We start from the raw sequence: 20,992 nt of genomic DNA on the forward strand, positions 1-20,992 counted from the left end.
CCCCCCCCGCCCCCGCCCTCCTCCAGGCGGCGGTCGACGTCCTCACCGGCCTGCGCCGCCGCGACCCCCGGCTCCTCCTCTCCGCCACCGACGCCGAACACCTCGCCCCGGGCGTCGCCGCCTGGCTGGAGCGCGAGGTCGCTCCCACCGCCGTACGCCACGCCCTGACCGAGAACCTGCCCAACGAGCCCCTGGTCCGGCCGGCCGCCTTCCTCGCCCACCGTCTGACCGCCCAGCTCCCGGCCCCACCGCCACTCCGGCCACCGGCCCCGTCGGCCGTCCCCGCAGCCCGGCACCCCTTCCAGACCTGCGACGGGTGCGACCGCCCCTTCCGGGCCCCTCAGCCGGGAAGGTGCCGTGAGTGCAGATCAGTGGACGGCCGAGTGCCCGGAACCCCTGACGTCGGTGAGTCCTGCACGGCAGGAGGACCCGTGCCGTCGGCCTGTTCCCCGTCACACGAAAGTGCCGCCCCGGCCTCGGCGACAACATCCACTTCCGGGTCCGCTTCCGTCAGTGCCCGGACTCGGTAGGCATCGCCCGGACGACGGAGTACACGTACCTGGGCCCTCACTGCCGCTTGAGCCCTGACCAGGACCTCAGCCCTGTTCCGTCCACACCACGAGCTTCGTCGAGCCACCCACGCCGCCAGCCAGGCTGTCCTCGAATGCACTCGTGGTCGCAGCACCGCATGGAGAGCCCCCTTCACCAAGTGTGGTGAAAGGCGAGGGGCTCGAAACCGTCGCACGGTTTCGAGCCCCTCGCCGCGGTACTGACCGCCGCAGACTACTTCGGCTGCGGCTTGCGCACCGTCAGGTGGAGTTCCCTCAGGCGGGTCTCGTCCAGTTCGGTCGGTGCGCCCATCATCAGGTCCTGGGCGTTGCCGTTGAGCGGGAAGGCGATGGTCTCGCGGATGTTGGGCTCGTCGGCCAGCAGCATCACGATGCGGTCGACGCCGGGGGCGATACCGCCGTGCGGCGGGGCGCCGAAGCGGAAGGCGCGCAGCATGCCGGCGAACTCGCGCTCGACGGTCTCCGCGTCGTAGCCCGCGATCTCGAAGGCCTTGAGCATGATCTCCGGCTCGTGGTTCCGGATCGCGCCGGAGGACAGCTCGACGCCGTTGCAGACGATGTCGTACTGCCAGGCGAGGATGTCCAGCGGGTCCTGGTTCTCCAGGGCGTCCATGCCGCCCTGCGGCATCGAGAAGGGGTTGTGCGAGAAGTCGATCTTCCCCGTGTCCTCGTCCTTCTCGTACATCGGGAAGTCGACGATCCAGCAGAACCGGAAGACGTCCTCCTCGAAGTGCCCGGCGCGCTTGGCGGCCTCGACCCGCACCGCGCCCATGATCTTCGAGACCTCGTCGAACTCGCCCGCGCCGAAGAACACCGCGTGACCGGCGGCCAGCGCGAGCCGCTTGGTCAGCTCCGCGACGTTCTCCTCGGTGAGGAACTTCGCGATCGGACCGGTCAGCGAACCGTCCTCGCCGACCCGGACCCAGGCCAGACCCTTCGCACCCTGCTCCACGGCGTAGTCGCCGAGCTGGTCGAAGAACTTGCGGGGCTGGCCCGCGACGTCCGGGACGGGCAGCGCACGGACATGCTTGCCGGCGAAGGCCTTGAACTCCGAGCCCGCGAAGATGTCACTGATGTCGACGAGCTCCAGCCGGGCCCGCAGGTCCGGCTTGTCGGAGCCGTACTTCAGCATCGCCTCGCGGAACGGGATGCGGGGGAACGGCGACGTGACGTGCCGGCCGTTGCCGAACTCCTCGAACAGCTCGGTCATCAGCTTCTCGACCGGCTGGAAGACGTCCTCCTGCTCGACGAAGCTCATCTCCACGTCGAGCTGGTAGAACTCGCCCGGCGAGCGGTCGGCGCGGGCGTCCTCGTCGCGGAAGCAGGGCGCGATCTGGAAGTACCGGTCGAAGCCGGAGATCATCAGCAGCTGCTTGAACTGCTGCGGCGCCTGCGGCAGGGCGTAGAAGCGGCCCGCGTGCAGACGGGAGGGCACGACGAAGTCGCGGGCGCCCTCGGGGGAGGTGGCGGTGAGGATGGGCGTCGCCATCTCGTTGAAGCCGAGGGCCACCATCTTGCTGCGGATCGAGGCGATGACCTGGGTGCGCAGCATGATGTTGCGGTGCATGCGCTCGCGGCGCAGGTCCAGGAAGCGGTACTCGAGGCGCCGCTCCTCGTTGACCCCGTCCTCGGTGTTGATGGTGAACGGCAGCGGCTGGGCGGCGCCGAGCAGCTCGACCTCGCCCACCTCGACCTCGACCTCGCCGGTGGGCAGGTCGGGGTTGACGTTGTCGGTGCCGCGCGAGACGACCCGGCCGTCGACCCGTACGGTCGACTCCTTCGTCAGCTTGTCCAGCGCCTCGTAGGCCTCGGTGCCCGGACGGGCGACGAGCTGCGTGATGCCGTAGTGGTCGCGCAGATCGATGAAGAGGATGCCGCCCAGGTCGCGCCGATTGTGCAGCCAGCCACTCAGCCGGACGTCGGTGCCGACGTCAGAGGAGCGGAGCTCGCCGCAGGTGTGGGACCTGTACCGATGCATCGTCGTTCATCCAGCCTTCGCGGATCGGGGATGGCGTTTCGCGTTTCACGTGAAACAACCCCAGCGTACCGGGCACCGGTGGCCGACTTCTTCCCCATTGACCGGCCCCGGGACAGCACCTGACCGGCTCCGGGGCGGCGGCGACCGGTGGCAGCGCTCGATCGTATCTCCCTAAAGTGGGGCAATGCGTACTGGTGCTGGTGACCCTCTGGCCGACGTGGAAGACGTCCTTGTCGCCCTCGGGACCGGCCTGTGGCACTGGGACACCGACGCGGGTGAGGTCAGGGTGGACGCGCAGGCCGCCCACCTGCTCGGGCTCCCCGCCGAGCCGGCCTGCCTCACCGAGGCGCAGGTACGGGCCCGGCTGCATCCGGTCGACTGGAACGAGATCACCGGAGTGGTCCAGCTCGCCGTCGCCGAGGGCACCCTCGCCGAGGTCCGCATCCGCATCATGGACGAGAGGGGCCACATCGTCCGCGTGGTCCGCAGCCGCTCGCGCCCCTCCTTCGACCCCGACCGCAAGGCGTACGAGCTGACCGGCGCCCTCCAGGAGGTCACCGAACCGGCACCCGGCACACCCGCCGGGCGCAGCGCGGTCACCGGCGACTGGCGCCGCTCGCGGGAGGCCTTCCTGCTGGACGCCGGCCGGGCACTGGCCGAGGCGCGCTCCACGGAGGAGGTGCTCCGGGTCGCGGCCGGGCTGTCGATGCCGGGCTTCTCTCCCGACGGTCTCGCGGTGTTCGGGGTGTCGGGCGACCGCCTCAGCGTCATCGGCCACCACGGGCAGCCGGACGCCGAGGCGGACCCGTTCATGGACATGTCGCTGAGCACCGACTACCCGGCCACCGAGGTGGTCCGCACCGGCCGCGCGGTCTATCTCTCCTCCCCCCAGCAGTACCGGTCCCGGTACCCCATGACCTGGCCGCTCGCCGAGCGCTTCGGCCGTCAGTCCTGGGCCTATCTGCCGCTGACCGTGGCGGGCCGCACCATGGGTGCCTGGATGGCGGCCTTCACCTATCCGGTCGCCTTCACGCCGGACGAACGCTCCGTCCTGACCACCGTGGCCCGGATGCTCGCCCAGGCCCTGTCCCGGGCCGGCGCGGCCGAGACCCAGCGGCAGCTGACCGACGGACTGCAGCGCACCATGCTGCCCGCGCTCGGTCCGCAGATCCCCGGTATGGACATCGCCGCCCGCTACGTCCCCACCGGCGGCGGCCTCCAGGTCGGCGGCGACTGGTACGACATGATCGCGCTGCCCGGCGGCCGCTTCGCCCTGGTCATCGGCGACGTCCAGGGACACGACGTGCGGGCCGCCGCACTGATGGGCCAGCTGCGCATCGCCCTGCGCGCCTACGCCTCCGAGGGCCACCGCCCGGACGCGGTGCTCTCCCGCGCCTCCCACTTCTTCCACGGCCTCTCCGAGTCCTACGGCGACCCGGCGGACCTGCGCTTCGCGACCTGCTACTACGCCGAGGTCGACCCCGCGAACGGCACACTGGAGAGCGCCCGCGCCGGCCATCTGGACCCGGTGGTGCGGATGACGGACGGCACGGCACTGATCCTCGCCACGGCCGGCGGCCTGCCGCTGGGCATCGACCCGGACTCCGACTACCCGACCACCCGGTTCGCCCTGGAACCGGGGGACACGCTGATGCTGTGCACGGACGGCCTGGTCGAAACGGGCGGCCACGACCTGCGGACCGGCTGGGAACGCCTGCGGGTGGTCCTGGAGGAGCACGAGGACGGCCTGGAGGAGCTGGCCGACGCGCTGATCCAGACCGTGCACGGACCCTCCTCCCACCACACGGTCGGACCGCTCGTCGACCGGCGGGAGGACGACATCGCCCTGGTCCTGCTGCACCGGCAGGGCGAATGCGACGCCGGTGTGCCTCTCCCGTCGCCGGTGCGCCGCACGATGATGACGGTCTCCCAGGCGGAGCCCGCGCGGATCGCCACCGCCCGGCAGCACCTGCGGGACCTCCTCCACGACTGGCCCGACGAGGAGCAGCGCGACGCTGCGGTGCTGCTCCTCTCCGAGCTGCTGACGAACGTCCTCGTCCACACCGACGCCGACGCCCTGCTGGCCGCAGAGGTCGGCGGGGAGCCGGGCGAGCGGCGGATCCGGGTGGAGGTCACCGACAACGGCGACGACCTGCCGCACAAACGCCGGCCCGGAGAGATGGCGTCCTCGGGACGCGGCCTGGTGCTCATCGAACTGCTCGCGGACACCTGGGGCGTCGCCCCGCGCGGCACGGGCAAGAGCATCTGGTACGAGCTCTACGAGTCCACGCCCCCGCCGGACGCCCCGGGCGCGGCCGCCGTCCCCGCGGACGCCGCGTAACGCCCCTGGATCTCGTGGACGATCCCGAAGGCCGCCGCGGTCAGCGGAACGGCCAGCAGCATCCCCAGGATCCCCGCCACCGACGCCCCCGCGGTGAGCGCCAGCAGCACGACCGCCGGATGCATCTGCACCGTCCGGCTCTGCACCATCGGCTGGAGCACGTGCCCCTCCAGCACCTGCACGGCGAGCACCACCCCGAGCGCCCACAGCGCGATGACGAACCCGCGGTCGGCCAGCGCGACCAGCACCGCCACGGCCCCGGAGACGAACGCGCCGAGATAGGGGATGTAGGCACCGACGAAGACCAGCGCCCCGAGCCCGACCGCGCCGGGCACGCGCAGGACCAGCAGTCCCACGGTGATGCAGACCGCGTCGATCAGCGCGATGAGCGTGGTGCCCCGCATGAATCCCTCGACCGCCCGGAACGCCCGCCGGGCCATCGCCTCGACCAGGTCGGCGCCGCCGGGCGGGGACACGGCACGCACGGTGGCCGCGGCCCGGTCGGAGTCGCGCAGGAAGAAGAAGACGAGCAGCAGCGCGAGCACGGCCATCGCCATCATCTCGCCCGCGACACTGATCCCGGTGACCACCCCGGAGGCGGCCGTACCGCCGAACTTGCCCAGCAGTTCGCGCGCGTTGGAGGCCAGGTCGTCCAGCGAGGTCCCGGCCGCCCCGAAGTGGTCGGCGACCCCCTGCGCCGCGTCCCGCACCGAGGCGACGATCTGGTCCCCCGTCCGGACCAGCGCGGACACGACGATGTAGACGGCCCCGCCGACCACCGCCACCACGGCGACACAGGTCAGCCCGGCGGCCAGCGACCGCTGCACGTGCGCCCGCACCAGCCGCGCGTGCAACGGCCTGAGCAGGGCGGTGCCGAGCAGCGCGAGCAGCGCCGGCGTCACCGCCGTACGCAGCTCCACGCACAGCCGGACGGCGACGTAGACGACCCCGGCGGCCAGCAGGACGACGACACACCACGCGGCGAACCGCCGCACAGGACCGGGAAGCAACCGCACACCGCCAGCCGATCACGCCCCGCCCGGCCTGTCCTGAGCACACCACCCGCCCGGGTGACACACCGCCGGCGGCGCCCCGGTCCCGCACGTGTGCCGGGGAGATCGCGTGTGCCGGGGAGATAAGGAAAACGAGGCGATCTCCTTCGCACGCTTACCGCGCTGAACACCCCGGCGGGATGGAATGAGGACACCGAGCACGGAGGGAGACCGTGCCGGCCCTCTCCCCGGACGACGAACCTCTCGTCCGACCTCTCGTCCCACCACTCATTTCCCTCAGGAGGATTCCATGCGCAAGTCCCGGGTCATCGGCTTCGTGGCAGCGGCGATCGTGACTGTCGGCCTGACGTCGGGCGTGGCCAGCGCGACAGGCACGCCCTGGAGCGGCGACGCGAAGCCCGCCAAGCCGTCCGGCAGCACCTCCGCCGAGAACAAGGGCGGCACCCTGCACGGCGGCATGGCCATCCAGCGCACCAAGGACGGCTTCGAGGTCCGCAAGCTCACCGAGGAGGAACTGGGCGACATGGACGGCGCCAAGCCGACCAAGCCCCTCCCCGAGAACGGCACCACCACCGAGGACAAGCCGGGCAAGTAGCCGCCCGTACGGTGTCCGGTCCCCGGTGAGTCCGTAGGTGCTCACCGCTCCCGGAACCGCCAGAAGCAGCGGACCGGGACAGGGGCCCCGCGGGTACCGGCTGGCGCGGTGGCGGTGGTCGTGGCGGAACTGCAGGCCTCGGCCGCCGCCGACCGGCTGCTGGGGGAAGGGCCGGCCGAGCGCGGCCGGACATTCCTGCCGTCCGTGCTCGCCCTCATCGGTGGCGCCGGACGCGCCCGGGTTTCTGGCGGCCCCGCCCTGCAGAGAGGGCTCACGGACCTCGGGCGCGCGACCGAACCGCTGAGCCGGAAGCGGGTGGCGGGTGGCGGGTGGCAGAACACGGCCGCCGTGCACGAGCCGCTCGCTCGGGCCGCCACCGCCACCCCGCTCATGCGCTGCTCCGACCCGTCCGTCGTCACCACCACCGAGCAGCTGCTGAACGCCCTGCCCAACGTGGAGGACACTGTGCGCATAGAGGCGTTCGGCAGGGTCGTCAACGCTCCGACCGCACCGCGGCTGTCCTCGCCACCGTCGTGCCACGCGCACGCCCCGGCCCCTGCCAGGAATACGGAGGACGTCTTCGAGCGGATCTGGCACGATTCCCGTCATCAGGCCTGAGGCGACCGACGGCCTCGCGGAAAGCGGATAAGCACCTTGCTCTCTGACTACCAGCAGCGACTGCACGAGCAGTTCCTGTCCGTCCCCGTCATTTCGCCGCCCGCCCCCTGGAGGCCAGTCCCGGACCGGTACATCCCCATCAGCGGACTGCTCGGGATCGGCTTCGCTCCCGATCTCGACGACGGCAGCGACCTGGTCATGGTGGTCTCCACCGGCGGCCACGGGCTGTTCGACGCCGGCACCGGGGAAAAGATCGCCCGGGACCGTAATCCTGACCCCGACGGCAGCACCCCGGACGCAGTGCCGGACCTCTCCTGCCCCGGACTCGGTCCCCTCTCCGCGACCCGAGTACACATCGCGGGACTCTTCGGAGGCGGGCTGCACAGCACTACCCAGGACGGCTGGACCCTGGCGGTCGTCAGCCCCGAGTGGCCGCACGACCGGGTCCTTCTGTCCACGGACGGAGGGATGCACAACGGGCCGCACGGCGAAAGCTGGTGGCATATCTTGGACTCCGACTGCTCGGAGCTGCGGGCCGCCGGCTTCTCGCCGTCCGGATGCACTCTCGCCGTCGCCACCAGCAGCGACCTCACGCTCTGGACCCGACCGCCCCACGACACAGCGACCCCGGGCGAGGCCGGCGCATGACAGGCGACGACCTCACCGCGATGCTCGCCGAACAGACCCCGGCATGCGGCCCCGCACGCCATGCCTTGCTCACCGGAGGCACCTTCGCCGTCTGGGCGGGCCTCGTCTCCGCCGACCAGCTCTTCCGCACCTACCGGGCCCGGCTCCGACTCACCCAGAAGCGCGGGCAGCCGACACTCGCCCTCGCCGAGACCGTCGAGATCCTCAAAGCAACAGAAGACGAGCTCCTCCGCATCGGTCGGATCGACACGGCAGATCGAGTATGGACGTTCATGCTCTTCCTCAACGCCACGGCCTCCATGGTGTTGGCCTGCACTGGTGTCGCCACCACCCGAGACAAAACGTACTGACAGCCAGCCGAGCGCCCAACTGGCCAAGTCCTGCGCGCGGCTGTTGTCGGCACCGAAGTAGCTCCGGGCGAAGCCCGTCTGCGGCGTTCTGCCGGAGCTGCTGCTCGGAATTGTGGTAACCCGTGAGTCTCACAAGCAGCCTGGAACAGCCCAGGTCTCATAAGGATCTTTCTGCCCCCAACGCGCCGTTGCGGTTCCTCCAATGCACCCTCTACCTTGAGAAATCATACCTGGGGGGGCTATGGCGACGGATCCGCATGGGCTGTACCGGGAAAGTTTCGCCCAATTCAGTTTGGCGGAAGCTGACCTCAGGGCGGCAAAGACACTCCAGAGGATCGGCTGGCTGATCCTGCTGGGCTCTTTGACTTTGACGGGAATCCTTGGATATACCGTCGCCCTCGGGTTCTGGAGAGCGAACGACGGGATCACTCGATGGCTCTCCCTGATCATCGTCAACCTTCTGTGGATCGCGTGCGCAAGCTGGCTGTACAAGAACCACAAAACCTTGGCCACGAAGACAAGCGCGTTCCGGGAAGCACTGCAGGACCGCCAGTCCGCAGCCGCGCAGCTCCCCCTCGACACTACCTCGGGCCTGCGCATCTACCGAGAAGCATCTCTCGATGTCATCACTTCCTACCGGGTGCAGGCGAGCCGCAACAGGCGCGTGCACAATGCGTTCCAACTGGTCATCATCACCGGGTCGATCATCGTGTCCACCCTCACGGCGATGAACGAGGGATCCAACGCGGCCCTGTCGATCGTCACGTCGTCCCTGAGCGCATTGGTCGGCATCTCCGCCGGTGTCACCGGATATTTCAAGTTCCGCGAGCGCGGCACCACGTCTCAGGCCACAGCAGACGACATCGAGAAGAATTACAACGCCAGCGGGTTCCAGCTTGGTGACTACAAGGGAATTGACGAGAACGGTCGGCTCATCCTCTATGCCGGCAAGGTCGAGAGCATCAAAGAAGAACAGCGTAAACGCGAAATCCAGCTGGAGCAGAGCACGTCACGCGACGAACGCTCAGCGTGATGAGCGGCCGCAGAGGACACGGCCGCAATCGAAAGCTGTCGTTGGTGGCGGTCCGCTGGCTGCTTGCACCGCGCTGGCAATGGCACATCCGCCGGCTGCAGGCCGCCCACGGGCCCACCCTGTCCTACGAGGTCGCCTGGTGCCTGGTCGCACTCGCCACCGACGTCGACAACCTGCGCTACGTACGAGGGCGCGCCCGCCCCGTACCCGGCGCGCCCCCAGGAGTGGTGGTCGATGTGTGGGCGCAGCTCGCCCCGCAGGAGCAGCAGCGGCGGCGGGCCTGGCTGGCCCGCCACCGCCGGACCCCCCTGCACCTGCTAGGAGTACCGGAGGAACTGATCGAGCTTGCAGGCCTGCACGTCATCGAGTGGGCGTTGCCACCGGACGAGCCGTCGATCTCACTGGTGGTCCAGCAACGATCCCGGCCACGGGACACCGACTGACCAAGCGGCCGTTGTGCCTCTCGCAGTGGAGGACAAACGGTGGCTGGACGCCTTGGAGTGGCTGACCTTTCACCAGAACAACGACTGAGGCGACGCTTTGGGCGAGAAGGCGGCCCAGCGGCTCGTCGACGATCTGTGGATGGCCTGCCTGCTTGATGCGGACGAACTGATGAGCGCGATGGCGACACGAGGCGCTTCGGTGCGCGCTCTCAAGGGTCTGAGGCGCATCGGAGCCGCTGAACTCGAAGGCATTCACCGAGTCAGCTCGCGCCGGGTGGCGGTGATCGCGTTGGCGCCCCGCGTCACCGTGAACAGGCCCCGGCCCCTCGGTCTTCTTGACGGCGCCGTTCTCCGGGACCGCGGCAACGACAAGGCCGGCTCTCAGCGACGGCAGACAAGAATGGCGCCCCGGCACGTGACCTCGAAGGTCCCGTGCCGGGTGATGTGACGGGCGAGGATCGCGCGGGCCCGCTCGATCGTGGCCTCGAAGGGCACGCCGTGCTGGTCGGCCCACGCCCGGTACGAGGCCATGTGCGCGACGACCGGCTCGGGCTCGCGCACCGTGATGGTGCCGGGCAGCTCCAGCGTCCGTACACGGCTGAACTCCTCGCCCAGGAAAGCCGGGGCCTTCTCCAGCGAGAAACGGGCGCTGAGCGAGATGCGGGCCGGGCCGCGTCCGGTGCCGAGGACGTCACCTGCGGCCCGTTGCCAGAGATCGTCGAGTTCAGATTTGTCGTGGTCGCTGTTGGTGGAGACGATTACGGCCCCGCCACGGGTCAGGACGCGGGACAGCTCCTTCACCGCCTGCGGGATGTCCGGGACGTGGTACAGCATGTGGAGGGCAAGGGCGGCGTCGACGCTCGCCGTGGCGAGCGGCAGTCGGGTCGCGTCCGCCACGGCGACGGCTCCGGGCACGCCGGTAAGGATGCCCGGAGCGATGTCCAGGCCAAGCAGGTCCAGGTCGGACCGGTCCTCACGGAGCCGCCGGATGAACTTGCCGTTGCCGCAGCCGACATCGACCACGTGGCCGCGTACATCGCTCAGCTGCTCGGCGACGATACCGGGGAGGTCGTACCGGGGCGACTGCCACTGGTAGAGCGACTGGCGGGCAGCCAGGTCCCGGTCACTGCTGTAGGCGCTCCTGGCGAGACGGCGGCGGTCGGTGACGGCGGCGTCGCGTGCGGCGGACGATTCGGTCACGTCGGCGGCTCCGGTGGCTCGGTGGCAGGCGGGGCGGCGAGGACAGCCGTGTGCTGGAGCCGGTCACGTAGGTACGCGGCCTGCACGGCACCACCGTACTGCCGCTCTCCCAGTTCCCTGCCCAGAGCGGTGAGTCGGCGCACGATGCTGGCCGACATGCGTCCAGGCGGGGATGCGAGGACGAATTCGAGCATCGCCTCGGTACCGTCCAGATCGCCCAGGAGCAGGTGGCAGCGGGCCAGATCGACATGGGCGGCGAACAGGTCGCCGACCGACTGGTCGTCGTCCTCCGCGCTGCGGTAGAGCCGGATCGCGGCGTCCGCGCTGACGATGGCCTGCTGGACGTGGTCCCGCCCGCCCACGGCCAAGTGGCTCGTCCCGGCGTACGCGAACTGCTTGGCCGATGGAAAGGTGAAGACGCCCGGCACCTCGTCGTGGCCGGACATCGCCTCTCGGGCGCGCTCCGCGTCCGCCAGGGCGGCCACCGCGCCCACCCGGTCTCCGGCTACGGCAAGTGCCCGCGACTCCAGGCTCGCCAGCCGAGCTCCGACACTGCCACGAGCTCGGTGACGACGGCCGGCCCTGGCCAGGCGCGCCGCATGCTCGTAGCGCCCCGTCCAGTAGGCGATCAAGGATTCCACCGCCCTCACCCAGGCCAGGAGCCCTTCGTGCCCGGCCGCCTCGGCACACGCCCGGGCGGCACGGGCGTGCGTGGCCGCAGAGTCGTAGTCACCCAGGTCCAGGCAGACGTGCGCCGACAGTCCGCACAAACGGGAGGCCGCGACATACAGGTCAGTGGTCTGCCGAGGACGTTGACGCCCTCGCAGCAACTGGAACACCCCGTCCCGCAACCGTTTGATCTCGACATACAGCTCCAGCAAGGGATGGCTGACGTAGGCCCGGGAGAGCCGGGCGACATCGGCCTCCAACTGCTCGACAACGAACTCGTCCGCATTGCGCTGCGCGATGAACCGGGGGAAGTCGGCCGACGCCACTGCGTCCGCCGATACGGTGCCCAGGCCGGAGCACAGAGGCACGACGGGCCACGCCGACCCCTCCTCGAAAGACCTTGGGGCGCTGCCGCCCTCGCTCCGGAGGCTCTTGCTGGCCGCCGCAGCCTGATCGAGTACCGCGACATCAACACCGAAGACGTGCGCCAAGTACTTCCGGGTGTACGGGACCGGAATACGCGCTTCGCGCTCGTAACGCCCGATCTCTTTGCCGGTCTTGGCGGCACGTCCCTCCAGGGCGTTGTACTCGTCGGCCACCCTTTGCTGGGTCCAACCACGCCCGGCGCGCAGCCGGACGAGCAGCGCGCCGATCCCCGTATCGCTCATCCCCTCACCCCGGAGTATGCGAACTCTGGCCCCCATGGTGGCCCCCTGCATGGCCCCCGCGCCGGCTCCCGACCCGAACGAGCTACAGCGGTTGGCTGTTGCTCATGCCCAGCACACTGCCCAACGAGCCGGACGCCGTCGCACCGGACCAAGCCCTCGACCACACCGTCGAGCTCGACACGATGATGTTCGACCGGTGCCGGAGCACCCCAGGCGCTGCCCGTTCCTTCGTCGCCGGGATTCTTGCCCGATGGGGTCGGACCGAACGCCTTGACGACATCCAGCTGTGCGTCTCCGAGCTCGCCACCAACGCCCTCCTTCACGGCGCGCCTGCGGGCGGCCAGATCCTCGTACGCGTCGAGCTGCGGGCCACCGTCCTGCGTATCGAGGTCCACGACGGCGGAAGCGGCACGCCCTTCAGGCGGGAGCCACGGGTCTTCGCCGACGGCGGCCGCGGTCTGCATCTGGTGTCCGCAGTCTCCGATCACTGGGGCGTGACGGGCCGCCAGGGCCCTGGCAAGTGCGTCTGGGCCGCCTTTCACCACAACGCGGTTCCCGCACGCTGACGCTGCCCCCACAGGCTCCCCGTCCTCATCGACCGCGCCCGAACGAACGCCTCTCACCCGTGCATCCCTGATCACCCCAGGGGGGACATCCCGTGACAGTCTGCCCCGTCTCGCCGAACACCGTGCTGGCCAACGCCCTCCACCACGCCGAGGACATCCTGACCCCCCGCATCCTGGCCGCCTCACCCGAGCGGGTCGTGCTGGTCGTAGGCGCCCAGATCAACGGCGTCCCACACGTCGGCACATCCCTCGTGCAATCCCTGGCCTTCGCCATGGCTGCCCGCCTGCGCGACCGCTTCGCCATCCCCACCGAAGTCCTGTTCAGCGCCCTCGACAACGCCCCCTACGAGTTGACCACCGACCCGGCGAGCGGCCACCGCTATCAGCGCGCTTACGCCCAAGCCCTCGGCCACGAGGCCCTGGCCGATCTCGTCACCGGCCTCTACCAACCTCTGTTCACCGCACTTTCCCGGCATCTGAAGATCCCCCACCGGGTCGAGACCTACAGCCGTCAGCAGGCCGACGAGCACTTTCGCCGCACCTGGCTGCGTCTCCAGTCCCGCCTGGACGCCGCCCGCTGGTGGCTCGCCCCCTCCACTGGCATCCCGCATCTACGCGTCCCCTGCCCGGCCCCCGGCTGCGGCTGGGCCGAGAAGGACGCCGAACGCACCCAGGTCCATCTCATCGACCGCGAGACCGCACGCATCACTGCCGTTTGTCTCCACCACGGCTCGTATGAAGCCACCCTCACGCCAGCCGGAGATGCCTATCTCGATCTGGCCACCCTCTACCGCAACGCAGTCAAAGAACTGGCCCTGTCGGATCCTCACGGCACACTCCACGTCATGGTCAAGGGCGGGGACTGGGTCTTCGGCTCCCACCTGGTCGACGAAGCACTCCAGTCCGTCGGCCTCACACGGTCCCAACTCCCCGCCCGCCTGTTCTGCCCGCAAGTCGTTACCGACACAGGAGCCAAGCTGTCCAAGTCACTCATCCGCGAGGGCCGCGCCCTCTTGCCCGAAGGAGCCACCAACTGGATGCTCGACACTCGGCAGTGGCCCGGCACCACGACGGAGTACGCCGAGCAGCTGTTGTGCCTGACGGACACCCTGTTGTCCGACCCCCGGCACTTCTTCCGCTCGTACTCGGCCTCCGAGATCGGCCGCATGATGACCGCACCAGCCCGCCAGGAGCGTTCCCAGTCCATGAACGACACCACCGACCGCGTCCATGAGCTCCACCTCTATCGCGAGTACTTCGACCTGGTGGCGGCGGGCGCCAAGACCATCGAGGTGCGGGTGAAGCACCCGCACCTCGCCGACCTCGCCGCAGGCGACACCATTCGTTTCCGCGTCAAGGGCACGGACGAGACCTGTGAAGTCAAGGTCGAGCGGGTCACCGAGTATCCCGACTTCGAAGCACTGCTCGACAGCGAAGGGCCTGCCAACGTCAATCCGACCACCACTCGCGACCGGCAACTGGCCAACATTCGCGCCATCTACCCGCCCGAGAAGGAGGCCCTCGGGGCCCTCGCCATCCAGATGCAACGCGGTCCTGCGTGATGCGACCGTCGCAATGGGCCGAATTCGAGATGCCTGGGCGAGGACCGATCGAGTAGCGTGCCCGCCATGTCGAGTCCTGAGTCGGACAGGGTGGGGGCTTCCGGTCACGCCGTCGGCCCCCTCAACCGCTGAGCCCGTAGTCCTGTCGTCGCGCCGCTTTCCGCGGCGGGACGGGCGTGCGCCCGGGGCCGGCCGCGGTGACGAGATGACTTCACGTGCCTCTCCTCATCTCGGAGCCACTCGATGCCTCTCCCGCTGTACCTGCTTGCCATGGCCTCCTTCGCCATGGGCACCTCGGAGTTCATGCTCGCCGGCCTCCTGCCGGACATCGCCTCGGATCTTGACGTCACCGTCGGGACAACAGGCATCCTCACCTCGGCCTTCGCGCTCGGCATGGTTGTCGGTGCTCCCTTGGTGGCCGCGTTCGCCCGTAACTGGTCGAGGCGCCCGAGCCTTCTCGGATCCGTCCTCGTGTTCGCGGCAGCCCATGCCGTGGGGGCCGTCACCACGAGCTTCCCCGTCCTGCTCGCCGCCCGGATCGTCGCCGCGCTCGCGAACGCGGGGTTCCTCGCCGTTGCACTGACGGCTGCGGCCGCGCTGGTCCCGACCGACAAGAAGGGACGCGCCCTGGGCGTGCTGCTGTCAGGCACGACGTTGGCCATGATCGCCGGCGTACCGGGCGGGTCGGTTCTCGGCACCGTGTTCGGCTGGCGGGCCACTTTCTGGGCTGTCGCCGCTCTCTGCCTGCCTGTGGCTCTCGGCATCCTGGAGGGGATCCCAGCAGGACACGGCGAGGAGGGAGCAACTGACAGGCCGGCGCTGCGAGCGGAGCTCGCCCAGCTCGCCGGGGTGCGCTTGATCCTCATGATGCTGCTCGGAGCACTGGTGAACGCGGCAACCCTGGGAAGCCTCACTTTCCTGGCTCCCGTGGTGACAGACGGTGCCGGGCTGGGAGAGTTGTGGATCTCCGTCGTCCTGGTGCTCTTCGGGGCCGGTTCCTTCGTAGGCGTCACCGTCGCCGGACGGCTGTCCGACCGGCATCCCGGCCCGGTCGTCGCGGTCGGCGGTCCGTTGCTGCTCATCGGCTGGCCGGCCACGGCCCTGCTGGCCACTGAACCGGTGGCCCTGTTCGTGCTCGTGTTCGTGCAGGGCGCGCTCTCGTTCGCCCTGGGCAGCACGCTGATCGCGCGGGTCCTCTACGAGGCCGCGGGAGCCCCCGGCATGGCCGGCTCGTATGCGACCGCGGCGCTCAACGCGGGCGCCGCCGTCGGCCCCGTCATCGCCGCGGCCACGCTCGGTACGAGGGCCGGGGTCCTCGGGCCGCTGTGGGCGAGTGGACTCCTCGTGGCGGTCGCACTGCTCATCGCGTTGTCCCTCCTCACCAGCGTCACGGAAGGCCGGAGAACCGAAGCCCTTCGGTGACTCGTGGGGAACGCGTTGTTCGGCGCACGGATCTCTTGCCCTCGGGTGATGCGAGCCCATGCGTCGTCGTAGGAGTCGAGCCGTCGCCCTGGCCTCGGGGACCGTCGCACGGCGGCCTCGGGCGACCAGGCCCGGTCAGTTCTCCGGGCCCTCGGCCGACATGCCGTGCACCGCCGGGACCGTGCCCAGGCGGCCCTTCTGGAAGTCCTCGAAGGCCTGCTGGAGTTCGTCGCGGGTGTTCATGACGAACGGGCCGTAGTGGGCCATGGGCTCGCGGATGGGCCGGCCGCCGAGGAGCACGACCTCCAGGTCCGGGGTGTTCGAGTCCTGCTGCTCGTCCGCGCGGACGGTCAGCGAACCGCCGGCGCCGAAGACCGCCGTCTGCCCGAGGTGGACCGGCCGCCGCTCGGCGCCCACGGAGCCGCGCCCGGCCATGACGTACGCCAGGCCGTTGAAGTCCTCCCGCCACGGCAGCGTGACCTCGGCGCCCGGCGCCAGCGTCGCGTGGACCATCGTGATCGGGGTGTGCGTGGCGCCGGGGCCCTCGTGCCCGTCCAGCCCGCCGGCGATGACGCGGAGCAGCGCGCCGCCGTCGGGGGAGGTGAGCAGCTGGACGGAGCCACTGCGGATGTCCTGGTACCTCGGGGCCATCATCTTGTCCTTGGCCGGCAGGTTCACCCACAGCTGGAGGCCGTGGAAGAGGCCGCCGGACATCACCAGCTGCTCCGGCGGCGCCTCGATGTGCAGCAGTCCGGAGCCCGCCGTCATCCACTGGGTGTCGCCGTTGGTGATGGTGCCGCCACCGCCGTGGCTGTCCTGGTGGTCGAAGATCCCGTCGATGATGTAGGTGACGGTCTCGAAGCCGCGGTGCGGGTGCCAGGGCGTGCCCTTGGGCTCCCCGGGCGCGTACTCCACCTCACCCATCTGGTCCATCATGATGAACGGGTCGAGATGGCGGTAGTTGATCCCGGCGAACGCGCGGCGCACCGGGAAGCCCTCGCCCTCGAAACCGCTGGGAGCGGTCGTGACGGTGAGCACGGGACGTGCGACGGCGTCGGCGGGTGCGGATACGCGGGGCAGCGTCAACGGGTTCTCGACGGTCACGGCAGGCATGTCGACCTCCTCGGGCGGCGTGCGCCCCACTTTAGTTGAGCATTGAACTTCTTGCCACCTCAAACCGAGAAAGCCCGGAGGGCATTCCCTCCGGGCCTGTCGGACACTCGCACGCCGGCCGCACGCCGCACGCCTGCCGCATGCCGCCTGCCGAGCAGGGGCGTCTAGCCGTACATGCGGCGCATGGCGAAATCGACCATCTGTTCGACGGCCTTCGCGTCGAACACCATCCGGTGCTCCCCCTCCATGTCCAGGACGAAGCCGTAGCCGGTCGGCAGCAGGTCGATCACCTCCGCGCCCGTGATCACGAAGTACTTGGACTCCTTGCCCGCGTACCTGCGCAGTTCCTTGAGGCCGGTGAACATGGGGATCACCGGCTGCTGGGTGTTGTGGAGCGCCAGGAAACCGGGATTGTCGCCGCGCGGGCAGTAGACCTTCGAGGTCGCGAAGGCCTGCTGGAAGTCCTCGGCGGACATCTGGCCCGTAGTGAAGGCGCGCACCGCGTCCGCGAGCGAGGGCGGGGACGGCTCGGGGTACAGCGGCGGCTGCTGTCCGTACCCGCCGCCCATCGGCTGCTGCGGCGGCGGGGCGTACTGCTGCTGAGAACCCGCGTGCGGACCGGCGTGAGGACCGGCGGTCTGGTCGTAGCCGTACATGCCGCAAAGAGTAGCGAGTGACGGGTCACAGATGTCCGGCTCGGGGTTGCTTCTTATTACCGACGGGTAGCATCATCGGAGCTACTGCTTGGTACGTACGTGGATGCGTGCGGCCGAAGCGGGCGGAACGTGTACGGATGCGAGGAGCCAGTGCCTCGCCGATCTCTCAAGGGAGCGTCGCCATGGGGCACTACAAGCCGAATCTCCGGGACATCGAGTTCAACCTCTTCGAGGTGCTCGGCCGCGACAAGGTGTACGGCACCGGCCCGTTCGCGGAGATGGACGCGGACACCGCCAAGAGCGTGCTGGAGGAGATGACCCGGCTCTCCGAGAACGAGATCGCCGAGTCCTTCGCCGACGCCGACCGCAACCCGCCGGTCTTCGACCCGGAGACCGGCACCGCGCCGGTCCCGGCGTCCTTCCGCAAGAGCTACCAGGCCTACATGGACTCCGAGTACTGGCGTCTCGGCCTGCCCGAGGAGATCGGCGGCACCACCTCGCCGCGCTCCCTGATCTGGGCGTACGCGGAGCTGATCCTCGGCGCGAACCCGGCCGTGTGGATGTACTCCTCGGGCCCGGCGTTCGCGGGCATCCTCTTCGAGGAGGGCAACGAGGTGCAGAAGCACATCGCCTCGATCGCCGTCGAGAAGCAGTGGGGCTCCACCATGGTCCTCACCGAGCCGGACGCGGGCTCCGACGTCGGCGCCGGCCGCACCAAGGCGGTCGAGCAGGCCGACGGCTCCTGGCACATCGAGGGCGTGAAGCGCTTCATCACGTCCGGCGAGCACGACATGTCGGAGAACATCCTCCACTACGTCCTCGCCCGCCCCGAGGGCGCCGGACCCGGCACCAAGGGCCTGTCCCTCTTCCTGGTCCCGAAGTACGAGTTCGACTTCGAGACCGGCGAGCTGGGCGAGCGCAACGGCGTCTACGCCACCAACGTCGAGCACAAGATGGGCCTGAAGGCCTCCAACACCTGCGAGATGACCTTCGGCGACCGCCACCCCGCCAAGGGCTGGCTGATCGGCGACAAGCACGACGGCATCCGCCAGATGTTCCGGATCATCGAGTTCGCCCGGATGATGGTCGGCACGAAGGCCATCTCGACCCTGTCGACCGGTTACCTCAACGCCCTGGAGTACGCCAGGGAGCGCGTCCAGGGCCCCGACCTGGCCAACTTCATGGACAAGACGGCCCCCAAGGTCACCATCACCCACCACCCGGACGTCCGCCGCTCCCTCATGACGCAGAAGGCGTACGCGGAGGGCATGCGCGCGCTGGTGATGTACACCGCCTCGGTCCAGGACGAGATCCAGGTCAAGGAGGCGAACGGCGAGGACGCCGCCACCGAGCACGCCCTCAACGACCTGCTCCTGCCGATCGTCAAGGGCTACGGCTCGGAGAAGGCCTACGAGCAGCTCGCCCAGTCCCTGCAGACCTTCGGCGGCTCCGGGTTCCTCCAGGAGTACCCGATCGAGCAGTACATCCGCGACGCCAAGATCGACACGCTGTACGAGGGCACCACGGCGATCCAGGGCCAGGACTTCTTCTTCCGGAAGATCGTCCGCAACCAGGGCGCCGCGCTGAACTCGCTGGCCGAGGACATCAAGAAGTTCCTGGCGCTGGCCACCGGCGGGGAGGAGCTGTCCGGGGCCCGGGAGCACCTGGCCAAGGCCGCCGTCGAACTGGAGGCCGTCGTCGGCCTGATGCTCACCGACCTCGCGTCCACCGAGCAGGACGTCAAGAACATCTACAAGGTGGGCCTCAACACCACCCGCCTGCTCCAGGCCTCCGGCGACGTGGTCGTCGGCTACCTGCTGCTCAAGGGCGCCGCCGTCGCCGCCGAGAAGCTGCCGACCGCGTCCGCGAAGGACAAGGCGTTCTACGCCGGCAAGATCGCCGCGGCGAAGTTCTTCGCGGCCAACGTCCTGCCCGGTGTGACCCTGGCCCGCAAGATCGCCCAGGGCGTCGAGCTCGACCTGATGGAGCTGGACGAGGCCGCCTTCTAGGGCCGGCCCGCCCCGCCCGGTACGGGGGCCCGCTTCCCGCCGACGGGAAGCGGGCCCCCGTCCGTCGTTCGTACGTCGTTAAGGTGAACCCCATGAGCGCACCAGCCCGCTTCGACCGCGGCCACACCGACGACCTGATGTCCTTCCTCGCGGCGAGCCCCACGCCGTACCACGCAGTGGCGAACGCCGCCGCGCGGCTGGAGAAGGCCGGCTTCCGCCAGGTCGCCGAGACGGACGCCTGGGACGGGACGAGCGGCGGCAGGTACGTGCTGCGCGGCGGAGCGATCGTGGCGTGGTACGTCCCCGAGGGCGCCGCGGCCCACACCCCCTTCCGCGTCGTCGGCGCGCACACCGACTCCCCCAACCTGCGGGTCAAGCCCCGTCCGGACACCGGGGCGCACGGCTGGCGCCAGATCGCCGTGGAGATCTACGGCGGCCCGCTGATGAACTCCTGGCTCGACCGCGACCTGGGCCTGGCCGGCCGGCTCTCGCTGCGCGACGGCACCACCCGCCTGGTCGACGTCGACCGGCCGCTGCTCCGCGTCCCGCAGCTCGCCATCCACATGGACCGGGCCGTCTCCACGGACGGCCTCAAGCTCGACAAGCAGCGCCACCTCCAGCCCGTCTGGGGCCTCGGCGACACCGTGCGCGACGGCGACCTGATCGCCTTCCTGGAGGACGAGGCGGGGCTGGCCCGCGGCGAGGTCACCGGCTGGGACCTGATGACGCACTCCGTGGAGCCGCCGGCCTACCTCGGCCGCGACAAGGAGCTGGTGGCGGGCCCGCGCATGGACAACCTGCTGTCCGTGCACGCCGGTACGGCCGCGCTGGCCGCGGTCGCGACGTCCGGCGCGGACCTGCCGTACGTGCCCGTCCTCGCCGCCTTCGACCACGAGGAGACCGGCTCCCAGTCGGACACCGGCGCCGACGGGCCGCTGCTCGGCAGCGTCCTCGAGCGCTCGGTGTTCGCGCGCGGCGGCTCCTACGAGGACCGGGCGCGCGCCTTCGCCGGCACGGTCTGCCTGTCCTCCGACACGGGTCACGCCGTCCACCCCAACTACGCGGAACGGCACGACCCGACGCACCACCCGCGGATCAACGGCGGCCCGATCCTGAAGGTCAACGTCAACAACCGGTACGCGACGGACGGTTCGGGCCGCGCGGTCTTCGCCGCCGCCTGCGACAAGGCGGGGGTCCCCTTCCAGACCTTCGTCTCCAACAACTCCATGCCCTGCGGCACCACCATCGGCCCGATCACCGCGGCCCGGCACGGCATCAGCACCGTCGACATCGGTGTGGCCATCCTGTCGATGCACAGCGCACGGGAGTTGTGCGGCGCCGAGGACCCGCACCTGCTGGCGAACGCCCTGGGGGCGTTCCTCCAGCCGTAGGGGCCGGTACGGACGCCGATGCCCTCGCCCGGCCCCGGAACGGCCGCCCGCGGAACGACCACTCCCGGAACGGCCGCCCACGGCATGCCGGTTGAGGCCCGGGGTACCCGAACGGAACCGGATCGACCGGAAACCCGGAACCGACCGG

Annotated in this window: 18 protein-coding genes and 2 pseudogenes; 14 read left to right on the forward strand and 6 right to left on the reverse strand. The window is 69.9% G+C overall.

From position 1 onward, the window contains the following. Positions 1 to 371: pseudogene (locus tag HZS56_RS38170) on the forward strand (helix-turn-helix domain-containing protein); the annotation flags it as partial. A 412-nt stretch (positions 372 to 783) separates the two neighbouring features. Here HZS56_RS38170 and aspS read toward each other — a convergent pair. Further along, positions 784 to 2,547 (reverse strand): aspartate--tRNA ligase, encoded by a 1,764-nt coding sequence (gene aspS / locus HZS56_RS13745; RefSeq protein ID WP_216720990.1) that lies wholly within the window; start codon positions 2,545 to 2,547, stop codon positions 784 to 786. Between the two features lie 184 nt (positions 2,548 to 2,731). Between aspS and HZS56_RS13750 the strand changes: the two genes are divergently transcribed. After that, positions 2,732 to 4,888 carry a SpoIIE family protein phosphatase gene (locus HZS56_RS13750; RefSeq protein WP_216720991.1) on the forward strand — a complete coding sequence of 719 codons (2,157 nt, stop codon included), beginning with the start codon at positions 2,732 to 2,734 and terminating at the stop codon, positions 4,886 to 4,888. On the opposite strand, the gene HZS56_RS13755 is transcribed toward HZS56_RS13750, so the two are convergent. Then, positions 4,825 to 5,904: an AI-2E family transporter gene (locus HZS56_RS13755; RefSeq protein ID WP_216720992.1), complete on the reverse strand. Its 1,080-nt coding sequence runs from the start codon at positions 5,902 to 5,904 to the stop codon at positions 4,825 to 4,827. The genes HZS56_RS13750 and HZS56_RS13755 overlap by 64 nt on opposite strands. Positions 5,905 to 6,190: 286 nt before the next feature. Between HZS56_RS13755 and HZS56_RS13760 the strand changes: the two genes are divergently transcribed. From HZS56_RS13760 to HZS56_RS13785, 6 genes are all read left to right on the forward strand, one after another. Then, complete coding sequence (locus HZS56_RS13760; protein WP_216720993.1) at positions 6,191 to 6,496, forward strand: hypothetical protein; 306 nt, start codon at positions 6,191 to 6,193, stop codon at positions 6,494 to 6,496. 120 nt (positions 6,497 to 6,616) lie between these two features. Then, positions 6,617 to 7,114 carry a hypothetical protein gene (locus tag HZS56_RS13765; protein ID WP_216720994.1) on the forward strand — a complete coding sequence of 166 codons (498 nt, stop codon included), beginning with the start codon at positions 6,617 to 6,619 and terminating at the stop codon, positions 7,112 to 7,114. A 36-nt stretch (positions 7,115 to 7,150) separates the two neighbouring features. Continuing rightward, a complete protein-coding gene (locus HZS56_RS13770; RefSeq protein WP_216720995.1) occupies positions 7,151 to 7,762 on the forward strand; it encodes a hypothetical protein in 612 nt (203 codons plus the stop codon). Continuing rightward, positions 7,759 to 8,112: a hypothetical protein gene (locus HZS56_RS13775; RefSeq protein ID WP_216720996.1), complete on the forward strand. Its 354-nt coding sequence runs from the start codon at positions 7,759 to 7,761 to the stop codon at positions 8,110 to 8,112. The genes HZS56_RS13770 and HZS56_RS13775 overlap by 4 nt, the downstream gene beginning before the upstream one ends. 241 nt (positions 8,113 to 8,353) lie before the next feature. Then, the gene (locus HZS56_RS13780; RefSeq protein ID WP_216720997.1) at positions 8,354 to 9,145 is read left to right on the forward strand and encodes a DUF4231 domain-containing protein; all 792 of its coding nucleotides are present in this window, start codon (positions 8,354 to 8,356) and stop codon (positions 9,143 to 9,145) included. Then, positions 9,145 to 9,588 carry a hypothetical protein gene (locus HZS56_RS13785; RefSeq protein WP_216720998.1) on the forward strand — a complete coding sequence of 148 codons (444 nt, stop codon included), beginning with the start codon at positions 9,145 to 9,147 and terminating at the stop codon, positions 9,586 to 9,588. The genes HZS56_RS13780 and HZS56_RS13785 overlap by 1 nt, the downstream gene beginning before the upstream one ends. Positions 9,589 to 9,969: 381 nt before the next feature. Here HZS56_RS13785 and HZS56_RS13790 read toward each other — a convergent pair whose 3' ends face one another. Beyond that, a complete protein-coding gene (locus HZS56_RS13790; RefSeq protein ID WP_216720999.1) occupies positions 9,970 to 10,788 on the reverse strand; it encodes a class I SAM-dependent methyltransferase in 819 nt (272 codons plus the stop codon). Beyond that, the gene (locus HZS56_RS13795) at positions 10,785 to 12,125 is read right to left on the reverse strand and encodes an NsdA family TPR-like regulatory protein (RefSeq protein ID WP_216721000.1); all 1,341 of its coding nucleotides are present in this window, start codon (positions 12,123 to 12,125) and stop codon (positions 10,785 to 10,787) included. Before HZS56_RS13795 ends, HZS56_RS13790 begins: the two co-directional genes overlap by 4 nt. Positions 12,126 to 12,229: 104 nt before the next feature. Here HZS56_RS13795 and HZS56_RS13800 point away from each other — a divergent pair, with 104 nt between their 5' ends. The 4 genes and pseudogenes from HZS56_RS13800 to HZS56_RS13815 all read left to right on the forward strand — a co-directional run bounded on the left by HZS56_RS13800 (position 12,230) and on the right by HZS56_RS13815 (position 15,675). Next, a complete protein-coding gene (locus HZS56_RS13800) occupies positions 12,230 to 12,691 on the forward strand; it encodes an ATP-binding protein (protein WP_216721001.1) in 462 nt (153 codons plus the stop codon). A 92-nt stretch (positions 12,692 to 12,783) separates the two neighbouring features. Beyond that, a pseudogene (locus tag HZS56_RS13805) lies at positions 12,784 to 13,900 on the forward strand (hypothetical protein). Further along, positions 13,897 to 14,253, forward strand: a complete 357-nt coding sequence (locus HZS56_RS13810) for an ASCH domain-containing protein (RefSeq protein ID WP_216721002.1) — start codon at positions 13,897 to 13,899, stop codon at positions 14,251 to 14,253. Before HZS56_RS13805 ends, HZS56_RS13810 begins: the two are co-directional and overlap by 4 nt. Before the next feature lie 243 nt (positions 14,254 to 14,496). Further along, on the forward strand, positions 14,497 to 15,675 hold the full coding sequence (locus tag HZS56_RS13815; protein WP_216721003.1) for a Cmx/CmrA family chloramphenicol efflux MFS transporter: 1,179 nt from the start codon (positions 14,497 to 14,499) through the stop codon (positions 15,673 to 15,675). Between the two features lie 135 nt (positions 15,676 to 15,810). Here HZS56_RS13815 and HZS56_RS13820 read toward each other — a convergent pair whose 3' ends face one another. Together HZS56_RS13820 and HZS56_RS13825 are read right to left on the reverse strand one after the other, a co-directional pair. Then, positions 15,811 to 16,788 (reverse strand): pirin family protein, encoded by a 978-nt coding sequence (locus tag HZS56_RS13820; RefSeq protein ID WP_216721004.1) that lies wholly within the window; start codon positions 16,786 to 16,788, stop codon positions 15,811 to 15,813. 164 nt (positions 16,789 to 16,952) lie between these two features. Next, a complete protein-coding gene (locus tag HZS56_RS13825; protein ID WP_216721005.1) occupies positions 16,953 to 17,444 on the reverse strand; it encodes an SseB family protein in 492 nt (163 codons plus the stop codon). A gap of 182 nt (positions 17,445 to 17,626) precedes the next feature. On the opposite strand from HZS56_RS13825, the gene HZS56_RS13830 reads away from it, so the two are divergent. Next, positions 17,627 to 19,453: an acyl-CoA dehydrogenase gene (locus HZS56_RS13830; protein WP_216721006.1), complete on the forward strand. Its 1,827-nt coding sequence runs from the start codon at positions 17,627 to 17,629 to the stop codon at positions 19,451 to 19,453. A gap of 92 nt (positions 19,454 to 19,545) precedes the next feature. Further along, positions 19,546 to 20,844, forward strand: a complete 1,299-nt coding sequence (locus HZS56_RS13835) for a M18 family aminopeptidase (protein WP_216721007.1) — start codon at positions 19,546 to 19,548, stop codon at positions 20,842 to 20,844. The last annotated feature ends 148 nt before the right edge of the window (positions 20,845 to 20,992 follow it).

The sequence above is a fragment of the Streptomyces mayonensis genome (genome assembly GCF_018982965.1).
GTDB classification, from domain to species: Bacteria; Actinomycetota; Actinomycetes; order Streptomycetales; family Streptomycetaceae; genus Streptomyces; species Streptomyces mayonensis.

Excerpts from the sequence above, each read along its gene's own strand:
- HZS56_RS13775 (WP_216720996.1), top strand. The coding sequence starts at position 7,759 with ATGACAGGCGACGACCTCACCGCGATGCTCGCCGAACAGACCCCGGCA.
- HZS56_RS13800 (WP_216721001.1), top strand. The coding sequence starts at position 12,230 with ATGCCCAGCACACTGCCCAACGAGCCGGACGCCGTCGCACCGGACCAA.
- HZS56_RS13750 (WP_216720991.1), top strand. The coding sequence starts at position 2,732 with ATGCGTACTGGTGCTGGTGACCCTCTGGCCGACGTGGAAGACGTCCTT.
- HZS56_RS13760 (WP_216720993.1), top strand. The coding sequence starts at position 6,191 with ATGCGCAAGTCCCGGGTCATCGGCTTCGTGGCAGCGGCGATCGTGACT.
- HZS56_RS13835 (WP_216721007.1), top strand. The coding sequence starts at position 19,546 with ATGAGCGCACCAGCCCGCTTCGACCGCGGCCACACCGACGACCTGATG.
- aspS (WP_216720990.1), bottom strand. The coding sequence starts at position 2,547 with ATGCATCGGTACAGGTCCCACACCTGCGGCGAGCTCCGCTCCTCTGAC.
- HZS56_RS13795 (WP_216721000.1), bottom strand. The coding sequence starts at position 12,125 with ATGAGCGATACGGGGATCGGCGCGCTGCTCGTCCGGCTGCGCGCCGGG.
- HZS56_RS13815 (WP_216721003.1), top strand. The coding sequence starts at position 14,497 with ATGCCTCTCCCGCTGTACCTGCTTGCCATGGCCTCCTTCGCCATGGGC.
- HZS56_RS13785 (WP_216720998.1), top strand. The coding sequence starts at position 9,145 with ATGAGCGGCCGCAGAGGACACGGCCGCAATCGAAAGCTGTCGTTGGTG.
- HZS56_RS13810 (WP_216721002.1), top strand. The coding sequence starts at position 13,897 with ATGAACGACACCACCGACCGCGTCCATGAGCTCCACCTCTATCGCGAG.
- HZS56_RS13780 (WP_216720997.1), top strand. The coding sequence starts at position 8,354 with ATGGCGACGGATCCGCATGGGCTGTACCGGGAAAGTTTCGCCCAATTC.
- HZS56_RS13820 (WP_216721004.1), bottom strand. The coding sequence starts at position 16,788 with ATGCCTGCCGTGACCGTCGAGAACCCGTTGACGCTGCCCCGCGTATCC.
- HZS56_RS13830 (WP_216721006.1), top strand. The coding sequence starts at position 17,627 with ATGGGGCACTACAAGCCGAATCTCCGGGACATCGAGTTCAACCTCTTC.
- HZS56_RS13825 (WP_216721005.1), bottom strand. The coding sequence starts at position 17,444 with ATGTACGGCTACGACCAGACCGCCGGTCCTCACGCCGGTCCGCACGCG.